At 62.1% G+C, this 15615-nt stretch carries 16 protein-coding genes; 3 read left to right on the top strand and 13 right to left on the bottom strand.

All coding sequences use genetic code 11. From position 1 onward, the window contains the following. Nucleotides 1–71: 71 nt before the first annotated feature. Nucleotides 72–1298 carry an OprD family porin gene (locus ACIPOO_RS11140; protein WP_400606727.1) on the top strand — a complete coding sequence of 409 codons (1227 nt, stop codon included), beginning with the start codon at nt 72–74 and terminating at the stop codon, nt 1296–1298. A gap of 7 nt (nt 1299–1305) precedes the next feature. On the opposite strand, the gene ACIPOO_RS11135 is transcribed toward ACIPOO_RS11140, so the two are convergent. From ACIPOO_RS11135 to ACIPOO_RS11125, 3 genes are all read right to left on the bottom strand, one after another. Beyond that, the gene (locus ACIPOO_RS11135; protein ID WP_400606725.1) at nt 1306–1776 is read right to left on the bottom strand and encodes a helix-turn-helix domain-containing protein; all 471 of its coding nucleotides are present in this window, start codon (nt 1774–1776) and stop codon (nt 1306–1308) included. A 109-nt stretch (nt 1777–1885) separates the two neighbouring features. After that, nucleotides 1886–2722 (bottom strand): AraC family transcriptional regulator, encoded by an 837-nt coding sequence (locus tag ACIPOO_RS11130; protein ID WP_400606723.1) that lies wholly within the window; start codon nt 2720–2722, stop codon nt 1886–1888. Between the two features lie 85 nt (nt 2723–2807). Continuing rightward, nucleotides 2808–3746, bottom strand: a complete 939-nt coding sequence (locus tag ACIPOO_RS11125) for a LysR family transcriptional regulator (protein ID WP_400606720.1) — start codon at nt 3744–3746, stop codon at nt 2808–2810. Between the two features lie 103 nt (nt 3747–3849). Here ACIPOO_RS11125 and ACIPOO_RS11120 point away from each other — a divergent pair, with 103 nt between their 5' ends. Then, entirely contained in the window at nt 3850–4602 is a 753-nt protein-coding gene (locus ACIPOO_RS11120) for an SDR family NAD(P)-dependent oxidoreductase (protein WP_400606718.1), read from the top strand. 57 nt (nt 4603–4659) lie between these two features. Here the strand turns inward: ACIPOO_RS11120 and ACIPOO_RS11115 are convergent, their stop codons facing one another. The 10 genes from ACIPOO_RS11115 to ACIPOO_RS11070 form a co-directional block, all read right to left on the bottom strand. Then, a complete protein-coding gene (locus tag ACIPOO_RS11115) occupies nt 4660–5928 on the bottom strand; it encodes an OprD family porin (protein WP_400606716.1) in 1269 nt (422 codons plus the stop codon). A gap of 66 nt (nt 5929–5994) precedes the next feature. Further along, complete coding sequence (locus ACIPOO_RS11110) at nt 5995–7335, bottom strand: MFS transporter (protein ID WP_400606714.1); 1341 nt, start codon at nt 7333–7335, stop codon at nt 5995–5997. Between the two features lie 60 nt (nt 7336–7395). Further along, nucleotides 7396–8157: a 1,6-dihydroxycyclohexa-2,4-diene-1-carboxylate dehydrogenase gene (locus ACIPOO_RS11105; RefSeq protein WP_400606712.1), complete on the bottom strand. Its 762-nt coding sequence runs from the start codon at nt 8155–8157 to the stop codon at nt 7396–7398. A gap of 10 nt (nt 8158–8167) precedes the next feature. After that, the gene (gene benC, locus ACIPOO_RS11100) at nt 8168–9190 is read right to left on the bottom strand and encodes a benzoate 1,2-dioxygenase electron transfer component BenC (protein ID WP_400606710.1); all 1023 of its coding nucleotides are present in this window, start codon (nt 9188–9190) and stop codon (nt 8168–8170) included. 10 nt (nt 9191–9200) lie between these two features. After that, nucleotides 9201–9689, bottom strand: a complete 489-nt coding sequence (gene benB, locus ACIPOO_RS11095; protein WP_400606708.1) for a benzoate 1,2-dioxygenase small subunit — start codon at nt 9687–9689, stop codon at nt 9201–9203. Next, the gene (locus ACIPOO_RS11090) at nt 9686–11062 is read right to left on the bottom strand and encodes a Rieske 2Fe-2S domain-containing protein (protein ID WP_400606706.1); all 1377 of its coding nucleotides are present in this window, start codon (nt 11060–11062) and stop codon (nt 9686–9688) included. The genes benB and ACIPOO_RS11090 overlap by 4 nt, the downstream gene beginning before the upstream one ends. A gap of 85 nt (nt 11063–11147) precedes the next feature. Continuing rightward, nucleotides 11148–12116, bottom strand: a complete 969-nt coding sequence (locus ACIPOO_RS11085; protein WP_400606704.1) for an AraC family transcriptional regulator — start codon at nt 12114–12116, stop codon at nt 11148–11150. A gap of 98 nt (nt 12117–12214) precedes the next feature. Next, on the bottom strand, nt 12215–13120 hold the full coding sequence (gene catA, locus ACIPOO_RS11080; RefSeq protein WP_400606702.1) for a catechol 1,2-dioxygenase: 906 nt from the start codon (nt 13118–13120) through the stop codon (nt 12215–12217). A 59-nt stretch (nt 13121–13179) separates the two neighbouring features. Then, complete coding sequence (catC, locus tag ACIPOO_RS11075) at nt 13180–13470, bottom strand: muconolactone Delta-isomerase (RefSeq protein WP_400606700.1); 291 nt, start codon at nt 13468–13470, stop codon at nt 13180–13182. A 41-nt stretch (nt 13471–13511) separates the two neighbouring features. Then, nucleotides 13512–14633 (bottom strand): muconate cycloisomerase family protein, encoded by a 1122-nt coding sequence (locus ACIPOO_RS11070; protein ID WP_400606698.1) that lies wholly within the window; start codon nt 14631–14633, stop codon nt 13512–13514. A 102-nt stretch (nt 14634–14735) separates the two neighbouring features. On the opposite strand from ACIPOO_RS11070, the gene ACIPOO_RS11065 reads away from it, so the two are divergent. Beyond that, complete coding sequence (locus ACIPOO_RS11065; RefSeq protein ID WP_400606696.1) at nt 14736–15602, top strand: LysR family transcriptional regulator; 867 nt, start codon at nt 14736–14738, stop codon at nt 15600–15602. The last annotated feature ends 13 nt before the right edge of the window (nt 15603–15615 follow it).

Below are 15615 nucleotides of genomic sequence, written 5' to 3'. Positions count from 1 at the left end.
CACTCGCGCCATGGCGATATCAGTGCCTTGTTCCGCTGCCAAAAAAGACAATATCCAGCCGAGGAGTTTTCATGCGTCAATCCATCCCGACCACCACACTGGCCTGCGCAAGTGCATTGATATCGATGTGCCCTGAAGCCCGGGCGCAGGGTTTTTTCGAGGACTCCCACGCCAGCCTTGCGCTGCGCAACTACTACTTCAACGACGACTACCGGGACGGGGGCAACGACCGCCGGGAATGGGCACAAGGCTTTTTGCTGAACATGCGCTCAGGCTACACCCAGGGCACCGTCGGCTTTGGCCTTGATGTATTGGGGCTTTCGGGACTCAAGCTTGACTCGTCCCCTGAACACGCAGGCACTGGCCTGTTGCCTGTGCACGATGACGGTCACGCCGCAGATGAATACTCAAGCCTGGGGTTGACCGCAAAAATTCGTTGGGGTGATGCGCTCATCAAGACTGGCACGCTGCTGCCGAAGATTCCGGTTCTGGTCTACAACGACGGCCGCCTGCTGCCACAGACATTTCGCGGCACCCAGGTGGAATACACCGGCATCGACAAGCTGTACCTGCACGCGGGGCATCTGGATGAGTTCAAGGCACGCAACTCGACCGACAGCGTCGATATTTTCCCGCAGGGTTACAGCGGTACCAAGGGAACGGATTTCGACTTCGCCGGCGCGACCTATTCATTGACCAAAAACCTCAGCGCAACCTATTACTACGGTCAGATGCGAGAGTTTTATCAGCAACAGTTTCTGGGTCTGGTTTACAAGACACCCGTCGGGCCTGGAAGCCTGACCACCGATTTACGTTACTTCAACAGCGCGGACGTGGGCGCTGCCCGTAATGGGCAAGTCGACAGCGACATGTTCAGCGGCCTGCTCACTTATCGATTGACCGGGCATGCGCTGAGTCTGGGCTACCAGAAAGTCTACGGCGACACTGCATTACCCTACGCCAGCGTCAGTACGGTGTATTCGTTCTCGAATGCGGGAGTGGGCAAGTTCATCCAGCCGGGTGAGCAAACATGGATGCTGCGTTATGACTACGACTTCGCAGCGTTGGGAATCCCGGGGCTCAGTTTCATGACCCGCTACTACAAAGGCGACGATGGCGCCTACAAAGATCGCCTGGCTCGCGAGCACGAGCTCAATACCAATCTCAGATACATCGTTCAGGCAGGGTCACTCAAAGGCCTGGGGATCGAATACCGAAACGCTGTGTCGCGCTCGACCTACGCCAGTGACCGCGACAACAATCGGTTGTACCTGACGTATACCTTTGAACTCTGGTAAAGCCCGCTCAACAAATCGCCTGTAGGGCGGCACCCTTGCGTATTTCTGCACGCAAGCGGCCCGGCGTCATGCCAAACCGTCTTGTAAACATCCGGGTGAAATGCGGTTGATCCGCGAACCCGCACTCCAGACCGACCTGCGAGATGGACAGGTCCGTCTGCTCCAGCAGCTCCTTGGCCTGGGTCAATCGTGCCAGTTGCAGCCAGTCACGCGGGGTCTGCCCGGTGCTGTTCTTGAACGCGCGGGAGAAATGGCTGCGTGACAACGAACATTCTCGTGCTACGTCGGCAATCTGAATACCGCCATCGAGGTTGTCCATCATCAGCTTCTTGGCCACCCTCTCCTGCCAGGGGCTGAGCCTGGCCGCATCGCTGCCTGGCTGCAGACGCCGCAGGTAGCGGTCGAGCACGATCAGTTGTTCATGGCTGAGCCGGGCGAAATCGATGCCTATGGATGCAGCGGCTTTTGCAACGCTCACATGGCTCATCGTGACCTCTGAAGTGCTGGGGACGAGGTCTATTGTGCCGAGCATTGACCGGGCGCAACGGCTCGATCGGGCCGTGCATGTGCCCGTTTGGGCCATCGCCTCAGCGGGGCTTGCGAAGCTCGCCCGGGCTCAGGCCCAGGTGGCGATGAAACAGGCGGGTCAGATACGAGGGGGAATGCAGGCCCACCGCCAGGCTGACGTCGAGTATCGACAATGCCGTATTGGACACCAGCCGCGCGGCCGTATCTACACGGGTGCGGTTGGTGAAGTCCAGCAGCGTCTCGTTGGTCACGGCTTTGAAAATCCGCGTGAGGTGACGCCGCGACAGGTGAAACTGATGCCCGATGGATTCGATGCTCAGGTCGGTTTCCAGATTTTCCCGCACATAACGCTGGATATCGCGCACCAGCGCAGCATGCTGTTGGTGCTCGGTGGGCTGGGGTTGCGTCTCCTGGCAGGCGATGACCCGCGCGCACTCTTCGAACATCAGGTGATTGAGGTGCGGCAGTTGACGCTCAAAAGCCTCCGGGGAGGTGCTGCCCTGCAGTTGGTCGTGCAGGCGCAGGATGTTGTCCAGCGCCTCGGTGCCCTGCCAGATGCCGGTGCGCTGGACCTGTTTGGCGAAGCTGCGGTAACCGTTCATTCGCCCTTGGCGCGTCACCCACGAAGGATCGACATACAACGTCATGTGCTTTTCGCGGCCCGGCGCTGCCTGGGTGGCGTGGGCGAAGTCTGCGGGCACGAACGAAAACGACTGCCTTGAAATGTGCGCTGTCTGGCTGCTTTCTGTGGAAAGAAACAGCCCGCCCTGCAGTGGCAGGAGCAGCATGTGACAGTCGTGGGCATGCCAATCGACGGCATAGCCACTGCCATCAGTGGTTTCCAGATGAAACACGTCAGGCGAATTGCCGTTGAGCTTGGGCGACATATAGGCCATGCAGTAGAGCCCTTGTTTCAACGTCTGGATAATGTGATGGGGCGTATGGCCACGTTAACGCGCCTCATTATCATACACAGGCCTATCAGATTGTACGAACAGGTGGGTTACCGCTCCATTGCCACACCGGTTGTGACAGATGTTCATGAAAGAAATCTGACAGCGCGGTGATTTTCATCGAGCGTGTGCGCGCCGAGGGCGTGACGAAATACAAGCCGCCCCTGGTCATGCTCCACTCCGGGAGAACCCGCTCCAGACGCCCATCGGCCAGGTACTGGCTGGCCATGAACTCCGGCAGTTCGGCGATGGCCAGACCTTCGAGCAGTACCGGAATTGCCGCTTCGGAGTTGGTCATGCGCAGGGGGCCTTTGGGCTCGACGTCAGCTTCTTCGCCATCTTCATGGGTGAAGCGCCAGAGCTGTGATCGGGCTCGGTAGGCGTAGCTCAGGCATGGCCGGCCTGCGAGTTCCCGTGGATGCCCGGGGTGGCCGTGCCGCGCCAGATACTCAGGGGACGCCACCAGAAACTGGGTGACCGAACACAGCCGTCTGGCCACCAGAGAGGAGTCTGGCAAGGCGGCGATTCTCAAGGCGGCATCGAAGCCCTCGCCGATCAGGTCAACCGAGGCGTCGGACAGGTGCAGGTCCACCGAAAGCTCAGGGTAACGGCGTATCAGGCTGGGCATCAGCGGCGCGACCCATCGCACGCCGAACGACATCGGTACTGCCAGGCGCACCAGCCCGCGAGGTTGCACCGACAATTCCATGGCCTGGCCTTCGACCGCTTCGGCCTGGCGATAGATCTCACCCGCACGGGCCGCCATGCTCTGGCCGAACTCGGTCAGCGACAACTGTCGCGAAGTGCGGTTGAGCAAGCGCCCGCCCAGTCGCTCTTCAAGCCGGGCCACGGCTCGCGAAACCGTCGGCACGGACACGCCCATCACTCTGGCGGCGGCGGCGAACGAGCCTTCTTCAGCCACTTTGGCGAACATCGCCAGCCCTTCGAAATCCGGAAGTCTGCTCATTTCATTTCTGCAACGATGAGTTTCAGACAATTCTATTTTGAAAAGATCTGAGGGTCGATAGGATTCTCCCAACGCAACAACTTACTCAATCAGGAGAAACACCATGATCGGCAAACTTGAAGGCAAAATTGCAATCGTCACCGGCGGCACCAGCGGTATCGGCCTGGCCACTGCCAAACTCTTCGCCAGCGAAGGCGCCACGGTCTACATCACCGGCCGTCGTCAGGCAGAACTGGACGCCGCCGTCGCGCAGATCGGCAACGCCACCGGCGTGCAAGTGGATTCCTCGAAAGTGGAACAACTGAACGCCTTCTACGAGCGCGTCAAAGCCGAACAGGGCCGCATTGACGTGCTGTTCGCCAACGCCGGCGGCGGTTCGATGCTGCCACTGGGCGAAATCACCGAAGCGCACTACTACGACACCTTCGACCGCAACGTCAAAGGCACGCTGTTCACCGTGCAGCAAGCACTGCCGCTGCTGGCCAAGAACGCTTCGGTGATCCTCACCGGCTCCACTGCGGCCAGCACCGGCACCCCGGCCTTCAGCGTATATGCCGCCTCCAAGGCCGCGATCCGCTCCTTTGCCCGTAACTGGATCCTGGACCTCAAGGACCGCAACGTGCGGGTCAACACCCTGAGCCCTGGCGCCACCCGCACGCCTGGCCTGGTCGACCTGGCAGGCCCCGACGCTGCCCAGCAGCAAGGCTTGCTCGATTACCTGGCCTCGCAGATCCCGCTGGGCCGCGTGGGCGAGCCTGAAGAAATCGCCAAGGCCGCGCTGTTCCTGGCCTCCAGTGATTCGAGCTTCGTCAACGGCAGCGAACTGTTCGCCGACGGTGGCCAGGCCCAAGTCTGACAGCCCTTGAAGCAACGGTAACCGACGATCCTGATTAACCGAAAGCTGCGATTTGCCTCACAGCAGCTTCCAGGTGTAACTCAGGATCAGTCGGTTTTCGTCGATGTCGCTTCGGTAGTTCGAACGGGCCATGGCGTTGCGAACCCGCACGCCCAGCCCGCTTAACCAGCTGCTCTGAAACGCATAAGCGATGTCCAGATCGCGCTCGCGATCCTTGCCCTCGAAGCCTGCTCCGGTATCGACGTTATCCCCCGTGATATAGCGCACTGTGGCAGTCAGGCCGGGAATCCCCATGGCCGCGAAGTCGTAGTCGTAACGCGCCTGCCACGAACGCTCATCGGTGTAGGCGAATTCATAGGTGGGCACCTCGTTGCCCAGCGGCGTGATGTTGGCGAAGACCCGAGGAAACGCAGAGTCCCCGTACATCGCCTGGTAGCCGGCATAGAAGGTGTGGCCGCCTCGCCTGGCGGAGAGCAACGAAAAGAACGCCTGGTTATCGATTTTGCCCAGCTTCTGGCTACCGTCTTCATGGGCGTCGTAGTAACCCAGGTTGGCACCCAGCACCCAGTCGCCCACAGGTTGGCTGTGCTTGAAACCGATGAAGTTCTGCGCGTAGATGTCCTTCAACTGGCCGTGCCAGAGGCTGACGCTGGTGCGGTTGCTGTTGAAACTGTAGTCGGCGCCCAGGTAATTGAAGGCATAGCTGTCGGCCTTGCGCTGTGGGACGTGGCCCAGCATGGCGATCATCTTCTCATCGCCGGCCTCGTTGCGCAGATGGGTGGTACTCAGGTGGCCGGCCTGCACCGTCAGGCCATTGATCTCGCTGGAGCTGATGCTCGCGCCCTGATAGCTCGGGGGCAGCAGGCGGATATCGCTGAAGGCGAGCACTGGAATGTTGGGTTGGAGTTCGCCGACCTTCAGTTCGGTCTTCGAGACTTTCGCCTTGAAGGTCAGGCCCAGGCGGCTGTATTCGTCAGCCGCGCGGCCATCGTCCTTGACCGGCAGCAGGCCGGTGTTGACCCGATCCGGGCTGCTGTCGAGCTTGAGCCCAAGCGTGCCCAGTGCATCGACGCCAAAACCAATGGGGCCAGGCGTATAGCCGGATTTGAAATTCAGGATAAAGCCCTGCGCCCACTCCTCGGCCTTTGATTGTTTGCTTGCGCCAACAATGTCCGAATAGTCGCGGCTGAAGTAGTAGTTGCGCGCTTGCAGGGTCGCGGTCGAACCCTCGATCAAACCCGTGTTCGCACCCGGGTCGGCAGCCGATGCCGCCAGAGGAACGCCCAGGAGTGATAGCCAGAAACGCTGAGTGGTCTGCTGATTCATTTCGTCGCTCTTAATTATTGTTATCGACAACCCGGCGCCTGGGCGCTCGGGTTTTGCTGCGTTGGGTCAGGCTTGGGCAGGTGGCGTAGGCACCGGAACCTGGGCACCACGGCGTTCATTGAGGGCGAACGCGGTCATTGCCAGTGCGGCGATGGCGCCCGGCACGGCGAAGGCCAGAAAGTTGAGTTGCAGGGGCAGTTCGATCCCCATCAACGCACCGCCCAGCATGGGCCCGGCAATGGCGCCATTGCGGCCCACGCCCGAGGCCCAGCCAAGGCCGGTGGACCTGATGTGCAGGCCGTAGAGCTGCGCGGTGGCGGCGTACAGCAGGATTTGTGTGCCGATGGTGGTGGCCCCGGCAATGAAAATCAGCAGGTAGAGCACCGGCATCGGACTGTTGATGCCCAGCAGGCTGATGGAAATCGCAGCCGCCAGGAAGAAACCGATGGTGACCCTGACCAGGTTCAGGCGATCCCCCAACCATCCCCCCAGAATGGCACCCGCCATGCCGCCCAGGTTCAGCGCCAGCAGGAACGACAGGCTCGAACCCAGGCTGTAACCGGCGCTGGCCATCAGCTTGGGCAACCAGGAACTGAGTGCGTAGACCATCAGCAGGCAGCAGAAGAATGCCACCCAGATCGCCAGCGTCCGGACCGCCAGGCCTGTCCGAAACAAGGCCATGGCCGAGGCACCCTTGCCTTGCGGGTCGCTGATTTGAAGCCTGTCTTCGGGGTTGATTTCACTGTGCGGCGACAGGCGCATCAAGAGTTTGCGCGCCTGTTCGACACGGCCCTGGCGGATCAGAAAACCGATGGACTCGGGAAGCAACAGCAGAATCACCGGCAGCAACAACAAGGGCAACGTGGCGGCAAAGAACATCGATTGCCAGCCGAAGCGCGGCAGCATGAAGATGCCGACCCCGGCCGAAAGCATGCCACCCAGTGAGTAGCCGCTGAACATCAGCGCCACCAGGGTGCTGCGCATCCGCTTGGGTGCGTACTCATTCATCAGCGCCACGGCGTTGGGCATCAGCCCGCCGCAACCCAGCCCGGCGATAAAACGGCACATGCCGAACTCGCTGGGTGAAGTGGCAAATCCATTGACCACGGTTGCCACGCTGAACAGCGCAAAGCAGATGGCGATGCCCTTCTTGCGACCGATCCTGTCGGCCAGGCTGCCGAACACCAGCGCACCGAACATCATGCCGAACAGCGCATAGCTCCCCAGTGCGCCGGCCTGCAGCGGGGTCAGCCCCCATTCCTTCATGATGACCGGCAGTACCACGCCGTAGATGAACAGGTCATAGCCGTCAAAAATCAACAGCAAGGCGCACAGGCCCATGACCATCCCGTGAAAGCGCCCGAAGCGGGCGCCCTCGACAACCGCATGAACGTCGATGATTCGCATGGCATTACTCTCATTGTTATTTTTGTGTGTGAGATCCGCAGATAAAACCGATGCATCAAGTCAGCCCAAATCGCCGCCTCCCACCGGCAGGGTCACGCCAGTGATGTACGAAGCCTCGTCCGAGGCCAGGAACAGGATCGCGCCCGCCTGCTCATCGATGGTCCCGTAGCGCTTCATCAGGCTGCTATCGAGGGTCTGGTCGATGATCTGCTGGTACCACACCTGCTCCTGTTCGCTTTGTGGCTGGCTGTTGCGCGGGATGCGCCGCGGCGGTGCTTCGGTGCCACCGGGTGCGGTGGCGTTGACCCGAATCCCGCGCCCGGCCGTCTCCAGCGCCAGGCAGGCGGTCAGGGCGTTCACCCCGCCCTTCGCTGCGCCGTAGGGCACGCGGTTGAGGCTGCGAGTGGCAATCGACGACACGTTGACGATGGCGCCGCTGCCTTGCGCGAGCATGTACGGCAAGACGCAGTGACAGCACCACAGGGTCGGGAACAGCGAACGGCGGACTTCCGCTTCGATTTCGCTTTCGGCGTAGTGCTCAAAAGGCTTGGCCCAGATGGTGCCGCCGACGTTGTTGACCAGAATGTCGATACGGCCGAACTGCTCGTTCGCGGTGGCCATGACCCGGGCGCATTCGGCGTGCTGCTCAAGGTCGGCAGTCAGGGTCAGGGCGCGTTCATGGGCGATCTCGTGCACCAGCTCCGAGCGGTCCACCGCGACCAGCAAGGCGCCCTCCTCCAGCAAACGTTCGGCGACACGCCGGCCGATGCCTTGGGCGGCGCCGGTCACCAGCGCCACCTTTTGCTTGAAACGTGGGTTCATTGGACTGTCCTCAGGCCGCGTTGCCGGTGACGATTGCGTTGGGGGTGAACTTCTCGTAGTGGAAGCTCGCAGGCGTGACGCCCTGATCCTTGAAGTGCTTGCGCACTGCATCCACCATCGGCGGCGGCCCACACAGATACACATCGACGTCGCCGTCATTGAGCACGTCGGCCGCCATGTGTTGCGTGACATAGCCTTGCTGCGGGTGAAGGGTTGCGGGGTCGGCCACGCAGGTCACGAAACTGAAGTTGGGCAGGCGCGCCGCGAACGCCTGCAGCGCCTCGACCATCACCAGATCCTGGTCGCGTGTCACGCCGTAGATCAGCGATACCTGCTGGGTGTCGTTGCGCTCGGCCAGCACTTCAAGCATCGAGAGGAATGGCGCAAGCCCGGTGCCCCCTGCCAGAAACAGCAGCGGTCGTTTCACTTCACGCAGGTAGAAGCTGCCCAGAGGCCCGGTCATGCTGACCTGCTCGGCAATCTTTGCGCGTTCCAGCCAGCCGCTCATCAATCCGCCCGCCACATGCTTTATCAGGAAGCTGGCGCGGGTCTCGCCTGGGCGGCTGCTGAAGGAATAGGAGCGGGTTTGCCCGCTGCCCGGCACCTCGATATTCACGTATTGCCCCGGCAGGAACACCGGCGCCTGGTCCAGATCGAAACTGATCTCCAGCGCCGCATCGGCGTGTCGGGTGATGCTCGCGACCGTGGCGGCGAAGCGGCTGGTGCCGGTCTTGCAAGAGTTGGACGGCACCGGCACGGCGATCACGCAATCGGATTGCGGCACCATCTGGCAGGTGAGCACTTGCCCTTGCTGGGCCTCGTCTTCGCTGAGCGCATCTTCGATGTAGTCGTCGCCCAGGTCGTAGGCACCGGTTTCGCACCGGCACTTGCAGGTGCCGCAGACGCCGTCGGAGCAGTCCATCGGCAGGTTGATGCGTTGGCGGAAGGCCGCGTCCAGCACCTTCTCGCCGGGTTTGCAGTCGATGAAGCGGGTCACGCCGTCTTCGAAATTGAGGGCGATGGAGTACGTCATGGGGCTGTCCTCAGATGTGATAGATGTCGATGACCTGATGGATGTAGTCGTTCTTGAGCACGACCTTCTTGCGCGTGATGAGCGGTGTGTCCCCGCTGACATCCAGGCGGTAGAAGGAGGTGCCGAAGTAACTGTCCGTGGTCTTGTAGCGGTGGCTGAGGGTGTGCCAGTTGAAACGTACGTCCATGTGCCCGGCGTCTTCGCCCAGCACTTCGATGTTGGCCACGAAATGCGCGGTGCGCGGCTCGGGGGTGCTGGCGCTGGAGCGTTCAGTCTTGATCCGGAACACGCGGTCTTCCAGGCCGTCGCGGGACGGGTAGTAGATCAGCGAGATTTCGCTTTGCGGATCTTCGGTCAGCATGTCCTGGTCGTCCCAGGCCGGCATCCAGAACTCGACCCTGGGCGAGTAGCATTCGAGCCATTCGTCCCACTGGCGGTCATCGAGCAGCCGGGCTTCACGGTAGAGAAACGCCAGCAGGTTCTCTCTTGAGAGGCTCATGGGCGTGCCTCCTTGTCGGTTGCGATCAGCGTCTGCTGTTCAAGCTCCAGGGCTTTTTGCAGGCTGGCGGCCCAGTGCGCGTGCTGCTTGACGAACAGGCCTTCATCTTCGGTCTTCACGCCGCTGAGTTGCGGGTTCATGCCCATGGCCCGGGCGTTGTCGTCGGCGCCCTCGATCCACTGGGTGGCACCGCGACTGAGGTCGTTCCACAGGGTGGTCGCGCCCTGGTAGCCGGTCTGGCAGGCGCGGAATTCTTCCAGGTCGTCCGGAGTGCCCATGCCGCTGACGTTGAAGAAGTCCTCGTATTGGCGGATGCGGGTCGCGCGTTCCTCGGCCCTTTCGCCCTTGGGTGCCATGCAGTAGATGGTCACTTCGGTCTGATTGACCGAGATCGGCCGCACCACGCGAATCTGCGTCGAGAACTGATCCATCAGGTAAACGTTGGGGTACAGGCACAGGTTGCGCGTCTGATCGACGATGAAGTCCGCACGTTCCTGCCCCAGACGCTCTGCCAGCGCAGCGCGATGGGCGTGGACCGGGCGCACTTCAGGGTTGAGCAGCCGGGTCCAGAGCAGGATGTGGCCATGCTCGTACGCATAGACGCCGCCCAGGCTTTTCGACCAGCCGTTGGCGTCGACGGTGCGCGTGCCTTCGGCCTCGTAGTTGCGACGGCCCATGGTCGCCGAGTAGTTCCAGTGCACGGAGCTGACGTGATAGCCGTCGGCGCCGTTTTCGATCTGCAGCTTCCAGTTGCCGTCATAGATGTAGGACGAACTGCCGCGCAGCACTTCCAGGCCCTCGGGCGCCTGATCGACCATCTGGTCGATGATCACCCGGGTCTCGCCCAGGTAGTCGCTCAGCTCGGGCACGGCGTCACTCAGGCTGCCGAACAGGAAACCGCGGTAGTTTTCAAACCGCGCCAGGCGCTTGAGGTCATGGGAGCCGTCGCAATCGAAGCTGTCGGGGTAGGCGCCGGTCTTGGCGTCCTTGACCTTGAGCAGCTTGCCGGCGTTGCTGAATGTCCAGCCATGGAAGGGGCAGGTAAAGGAGCCTTTGTTGCCCTGCTTGCGCCGGCACAGCATCGCGCCACGGTGGGCGCAGGCGTTGACCAGACCGTGCAGGCTGCCCTGCTTGTCGCGGGTGATGACCACCGGCTGGCGGCCAATGTAGGTGGTGAAGTAGTCGTTGATCCCGGGGATCTGGCTTTCATGGGCCAGGTACACCCAGCCACCTTCGAAGATGTGTTTGATTTCCAGCGCGAACAGGTCAGGGTCGGTGAAGATGTCGCGGCGGCAGCGAAAGACGCCAGTGGCGGGGTCATCCTGGACCGATTCACTGAGTTGACGGGCAAGGCGGTCGAGAGTGTTGGACATGGGGCGGGCCCTCCGTTGTTCTTTTATCAGGCCCCCTCACCCTATTCCCTTGCCCCCGCCGTCAATATCCGCCTACTGCAAATCGCTATCCACCCAGCGCAACCGGCTCACGCTGGCGACGCCAGGTCTGCGACGGCAGCTCGCCAAAGCGTTTGCGGTACGCCTCCGAGAACCGCCCCAGATGCACGAACCCGTGGTCCAGCGCCACTTCGGTCACACTGCGCGCCGCCTGTTTCTGCAGCTCGGCATGCACCCGCTCAAGCTTGCGCTGGCGTGTGTAGTCCCGGGGCGACAGGCCCACATTGCGCTCGAACATCAAGTACAGCGACCGCTCGCTGACCCGCGACACCGCCATCAACTGCTCCACACTGATGTCTTCGGTCAGGTGCGCCTCGATGAACTGGCGCACCGCCTCAAAGCCGCTGCCCTCCTCCTGCCGGGGAATGACCCGCAGCACATTGCTGGCCAGCAGTGCCAGGAGCTTCTTGGCGACGATGCGCTCATACAGCGTCTGCACTTCCAGGTCTGCGGCGTTCTCCGCTTCATGGCAAATCAGCCCCAGCAACTGGGCAAAACCGTTCATGTCGTCCAGGTGCTGACGCTCGGCAACGAAGCGAATGCCCTGATGCGGCAGCGCCCAGTGCTGCTCGAGGCAGGCATTCTCGAACAGCCTGACCGGCAGCTTGACGATGAATTTCTCGCAGTCGGCCGAGTACGTCAGGTCCACCGGATCGTCGGGGTTGATGAGCAGCACCTCGCCTGCGCGAAAGATCTGCTCCTTGCCGCGAGACGCCGAGCGGCAATGGCCTTGCAGCAGGATCTGCAGGTGATAGATCGTCTCCAGCGCCGTGGACGTGACCTGCACCGGCGCGCCATAGCTGATGCGGCACAGGTCCAGGCTGGAAAAGGTCCGGTGGCTGATGCTGGCCTGCGGGCGCCCCTTGGGCGGCAGGCGGATGCAGTGGTTGCCCACATGCTGGTTCACGTATTCGGACACGGCATAGGCATCGGCACGGTCGAAAATCTGACTGCGCTCACTCAATAACACGGTCATGTCTTGCCTCTCTTGTTGTTGTATTCAAGGCTGCGAGAAACCACAAAGCCCCCGCCAGCGTGCGCTGGGGAGGCCGTGGTATCAAGCCATGGGCGGCATCAGGCTTCGAGCGCCCTCACCCGCTCGCGGCGCGTCTGGTCTTCGGGCGCGGCGGTGGGCTGCAGCACGAAGTCGAAATCGATGTCTGCCCGTGGGCCCTTGGCGTCTTCGCTGAAATGAATCTCGGCGATCAGTTCGTCACGGGTGGCGTAGGCGAAGTCGTCGTGCAGGTACTTGTCGCCGGCCAGATTGATCTGGGTGGTCAGGTGACGGTGACCCGGTGCCGAGATGAAGAAGTGAATGTGTGCCGGGCGCTGGCCATGACGCCCCAACTGATCGAGCAATTGCTGGGTCGGGCCATATGGCGGGCAGCCATAGCCGGACGGTACGATGCTCTGGAAGCGGTAACGCCCGTCTGCGTCGGTGAGGATGCGACGGCGCAGGTTGAATTCGGACTGCGACGGGTCGAAATAGGAATAGGTGCCGCCTGTATTGGCGTGCCACACATCGACCACCGCGTTGGCCAGCGGCTGGCCTTCGGTGTCGCGCACCTGGCCGGTCATGTACAGCACGGTGCCAGGGTCCTGGCCGTCATCGAGCCGCGCAAAGTGTTCGGAAACCGGCGCGCCGGCCACGTACAGCGGGCCTTCGATGGTGCGTGGCGTGCCGCCCACATGGCCGGCCTGAGCATCTTCGGCGTCCAGCAGCAGGTCCAGGTAGTGTTCCAGGCCCAAGCCCGCCACCAGCAGGCCGGCTTCCTGACGGCGGCCCAGATCATTCAGGTAATTGACCGCCTTCCAGAATTCTTCAGGGGTGATCTGCAGGTCCTCGATGATCTTGATCGAGTCATTGAGCACCCGGTGGACGACGGTTTTCATCCGTTGGTCGCCGCCTGGCTGGTCGAAGCCTGCGGCCTGTTCGAAGAACTGCTGCACGTCGGCGGTCTGCGAGATACGAACGGTCATTTTTCTATCCTCATCACTTTTATTTGTCTTGTTGATGTCAGTGCGTTGATGCAGCGGGTTCAACGGTCGTCGGCGTGAATGGACGATGGATGCCGACACATCGGAGTGACTTCGATTTCCATGTAGGGGTACAGCGGCAGTTGCATCAGCGTGTCATGCAGAGCCTGGTTGTCGGCCACATCGAAGATGCTGACGTTGGCGTACAACCCGGCCAGCCGCCACAAGTGGCGCCACACGCCTTCGCGTTGCAGGCGCTGGGCCAGCTCTTTTTCGTCGGCCTTGAGCTGCGCGGCTTTTTCGGCCGGCATGTCGGCCGGGAGTTTGACGGTCATGCGTACATGGAAAAGCATGTCGGGTCCTCTGTCAGTAAGGAATGTGCGGCGTGGCAGGATCAGCGGCGGGTGAAGCGCGACAGGCGCTCTTCATCCAGGGTGATACCCAGGCCGGGGCTGGTGGGGACCATCAGCTGGAAGTCGCGATAGACCGGCGGTTCCACCAGAATGTCTTCGGTCAGCAGCAGTGGACCAAACAGCTCGGTGTGCCATTCCAGCTTGTCCAGCGTGGCAAAGGCGTGAGCCGCCGCCAGGGTGCCGACGCTGCCTTCGAGCATGGTGCCGCCGTACAGGCCGATCCCGGCCGCTTCGGCAATCGCCGCCGTGCGCAGGACTGCTTTGGGGCCGCCGGTCTTGGCGATCTTCAGCGCAAAAATGGACGCCGCGCCCATCTGCGCCAGGGCAAAGCTGTCCTGCACCGACTCGATGGCCTCGTCTGCCATCAGCGGGATCGGGCTGTGGGCACTCAGGCGCACCATACCTGCACGGTCATGGCGGGACAGCGGCTGCTCGACCAGTTCGACACCGGCATCGGCCAGCAGACGGCAGGCACGCACGGCCACCGCCTCGCTCCAGGCCTGGTTGATGTCCACCCGCACACTGGCACGGTCGCCCAGGGAGCGCTTGATCGCCGCGACATGGGCGATGTCCCGTGCAGGGTCACCTGCGCCGATCTTCAGTTTGAAATGACGGTGGCGACGAATGTCGAGCATGCGCTCGGCTTCTTCGATGTCTTTGCCGGTGTCGCCGCTGGCCAGTGTCCACGCCACTTCGACGCCGTCGCGAACCCGGCCGCCCAGCAGTTCAGCCACAGGCAGCCCGAGACGCTTGCCCTGGGCATCGAGCAGGGCCGTTTCCACGGCAGAACGGGCGAAGGTATTGCCCCGGATACCCCGGTCGACCCGTTGCATGGCCGCGTTGAGGTTGGTGGCGTCTTGCCCGATCAGCAGCGGTGCGAACCATTTCTCAAGGTTCACCTTGATGCTTTCCGGGCTTTCCCCTGCGTAGGCCAGCCCGCCGATGGTGGTGGCTTCGCCGATGCCGATGATGCCGTCGCTGCACAGGACTTGCAGGATCACCAGCGTCTGGCCGTGCATGGTGTGCATGGCCAGCTTGTGCGGCCGGATGGTGGGCAGATCGACGATCTGGATATCGAAGCGTTCGATAGTGATGGCAGTCATGGGCTTTCCGTCTGCTTTGTGTTTGTTCTTGGGTGCAGATTGACGCCCCGGCTTGCGACCGTCCAATATTGAATAGGTCTCGCTTAATACCTTGGAGGTATCGTGGAGCTTCGACATTTGCGCTATTTCCGGGTGCTCGCCCAGACTCTGAACTTCACCCGCGCCGCCGAGCAACTGAACATCGCCCAGCCGCCGCTGAGCCGTCAGATCCAGCAACTGGAGGATGAACTGGGCGTCGCGCTGATCGAGCGCACCCGACCGTTACGGTTGACTGAGGCAGGACGGTTCTTTCACGAGCATTCAAGCCAGTTGCTCGAACAACTGGCACGCATCGGCGATGACACCCGACGTGTCGCGGCTGGGGAAAAGCGCTGGCTGGGGATCGGCTTTGCGCCGTCGACGCTGTATGGCGCCCTGCCCGAGCTGATCCGTCGTCTGCGCAATCTGGGGGATGTGGAGCTGGGGCTGTCGGAGCTGATTACCCTGCAACAGCTTGAAGCGCTGAAAAGCGGGCGGATCGATGTCGGTTTCGGCCGGATCGTGTTTGACGACCCGGCCATCACCCAGGAAATCCTGCGCGAGGATCCACTGGTCGCGGCGCTCCCTGCCGGGCACCCGCTACTCGGTGGGCCTGTGACCCTGGCGCAACTGGCCGCCGAGCCCTTCGTGCTGTATCCGGGCAGCCCGCGCCCCAGCTACGCCGACCATGTGCTGGGCATCTTTGCCGCCCAGGGTTTGCGCATCCGCGTGGCGCAAACCGTCAACGAACTGCAGACCGCCATTGGCCTGGTGGCCGCCGGCATCGGTATCACCCTGGTGCCCGCCTCGGTCCAGCGGCTGCACCGCGACGACATCGGCTACACCCGGCTGCTCGACAGCAGCGCCACCTCGCCGATTGTCGTGAGCTACCGTGCCGGGGACGTGTCGCCGGTGCTCAGGCAGTGCCTCGACCTGCTGGACAGAAAATAGACCGAGCGTCTGG

This window comes from Pseudomonas sp. NPDC090201, from assembly GCF_044746825.1.
Classification (GTDB): Bacteria; Pseudomonadota; Gammaproteobacteria; order Pseudomonadales; family Pseudomonadaceae; genus Aquipseudomonas; species Aquipseudomonas putida_AD.
Note: the sequence above shows the minus strand (reverse complement) of the source record. Positions and strands in the feature narration are given on the sequence as shown.

What these genes read in the sequence shown, in the direction of transcription:
- ACIPOO_RS11140 (WP_400606727.1), top strand. Translation starts at nt 72, where the DNA reads ATGCGTCAATCCATCCCGACCACCACACTGGCCTGCGCAAGTGCATTG.
- ACIPOO_RS11130 (WP_400606723.1), bottom strand. Translation starts at nt 2,722, where the DNA reads ATGGCCTATATGTCGCCCAAGCTCAACGGCAATTCGCCTGACGTGTTT.
- ACIPOO_RS11125 (WP_400606720.1), bottom strand. Translation starts at nt 3,746, where the DNA reads ATGAGCAGACTTCCGGATTTCGAAGGGCTGGCGATGTTCGCCAAAGTG.
- ACIPOO_RS11120 (WP_400606718.1), top strand. Translation starts at nt 3,850, where the DNA reads ATGATCGGCAAACTTGAAGGCAAAATTGCAATCGTCACCGGCGGCACC.
- ACIPOO_RS11115 (WP_400606716.1), bottom strand. Translation starts at nt 5,928, where the DNA reads ATGAATCAGCAGACCACTCAGCGTTTCTGGCTATCACTCCTGGGCGTT.
- ACIPOO_RS11110 (WP_400606714.1), bottom strand. Translation starts at nt 7,335, where the DNA reads ATGCGAATCATCGACGTTCATGCGGTTGTCGAGGGCGCCCGCTTCGGG.
- ACIPOO_RS11105 (WP_400606712.1), bottom strand. Translation starts at nt 8,157, where the DNA reads ATGAACCCACGTTTCAAGCAAAAGGTGGCGCTGGTGACCGGCGCCGCC.
- benC (WP_400606710.1), bottom strand. Translation starts at nt 9,190, where the DNA reads ATGACGTACTCCATCGCCCTCAATTTCGAAGACGGCGTGACCCGCTTC.
- benB (WP_400606708.1), bottom strand. Translation starts at nt 9,689, where the DNA reads ATGAGCCTCTCAAGAGAGAACCTGCTGGCGTTTCTCTACCGTGAAGCC.
- ACIPOO_RS11090 (WP_400606706.1), bottom strand. Translation starts at nt 11,062, where the DNA reads ATGTCCAACACTCTCGACCGCCTTGCCCGTCAACTCAGTGAATCGGTC.
- ACIPOO_RS11085 (WP_400606704.1), bottom strand. Translation starts at nt 12,116, where the DNA reads ATGACCGTGTTATTGAGTGAGCGCAGTCAGATTTTCGACCGTGCCGAT.
- catA (WP_400606702.1), bottom strand. Translation starts at nt 13,120, where the DNA reads ATGACCGTTCGTATCTCGCAGACCGCCGACGTGCAGCAGTTCTTCGAA.
- catC (WP_400606700.1), bottom strand. Translation starts at nt 13,470, where the DNA reads ATGCTTTTCCATGTACGCATGACCGTCAAACTCCCGGCCGACATGCCG.
- ACIPOO_RS11070 (WP_400606698.1), bottom strand. Translation starts at nt 14,633, where the DNA reads ATGACTGCCATCACTATCGAACGCTTCGATATCCAGATCGTCGATCTG.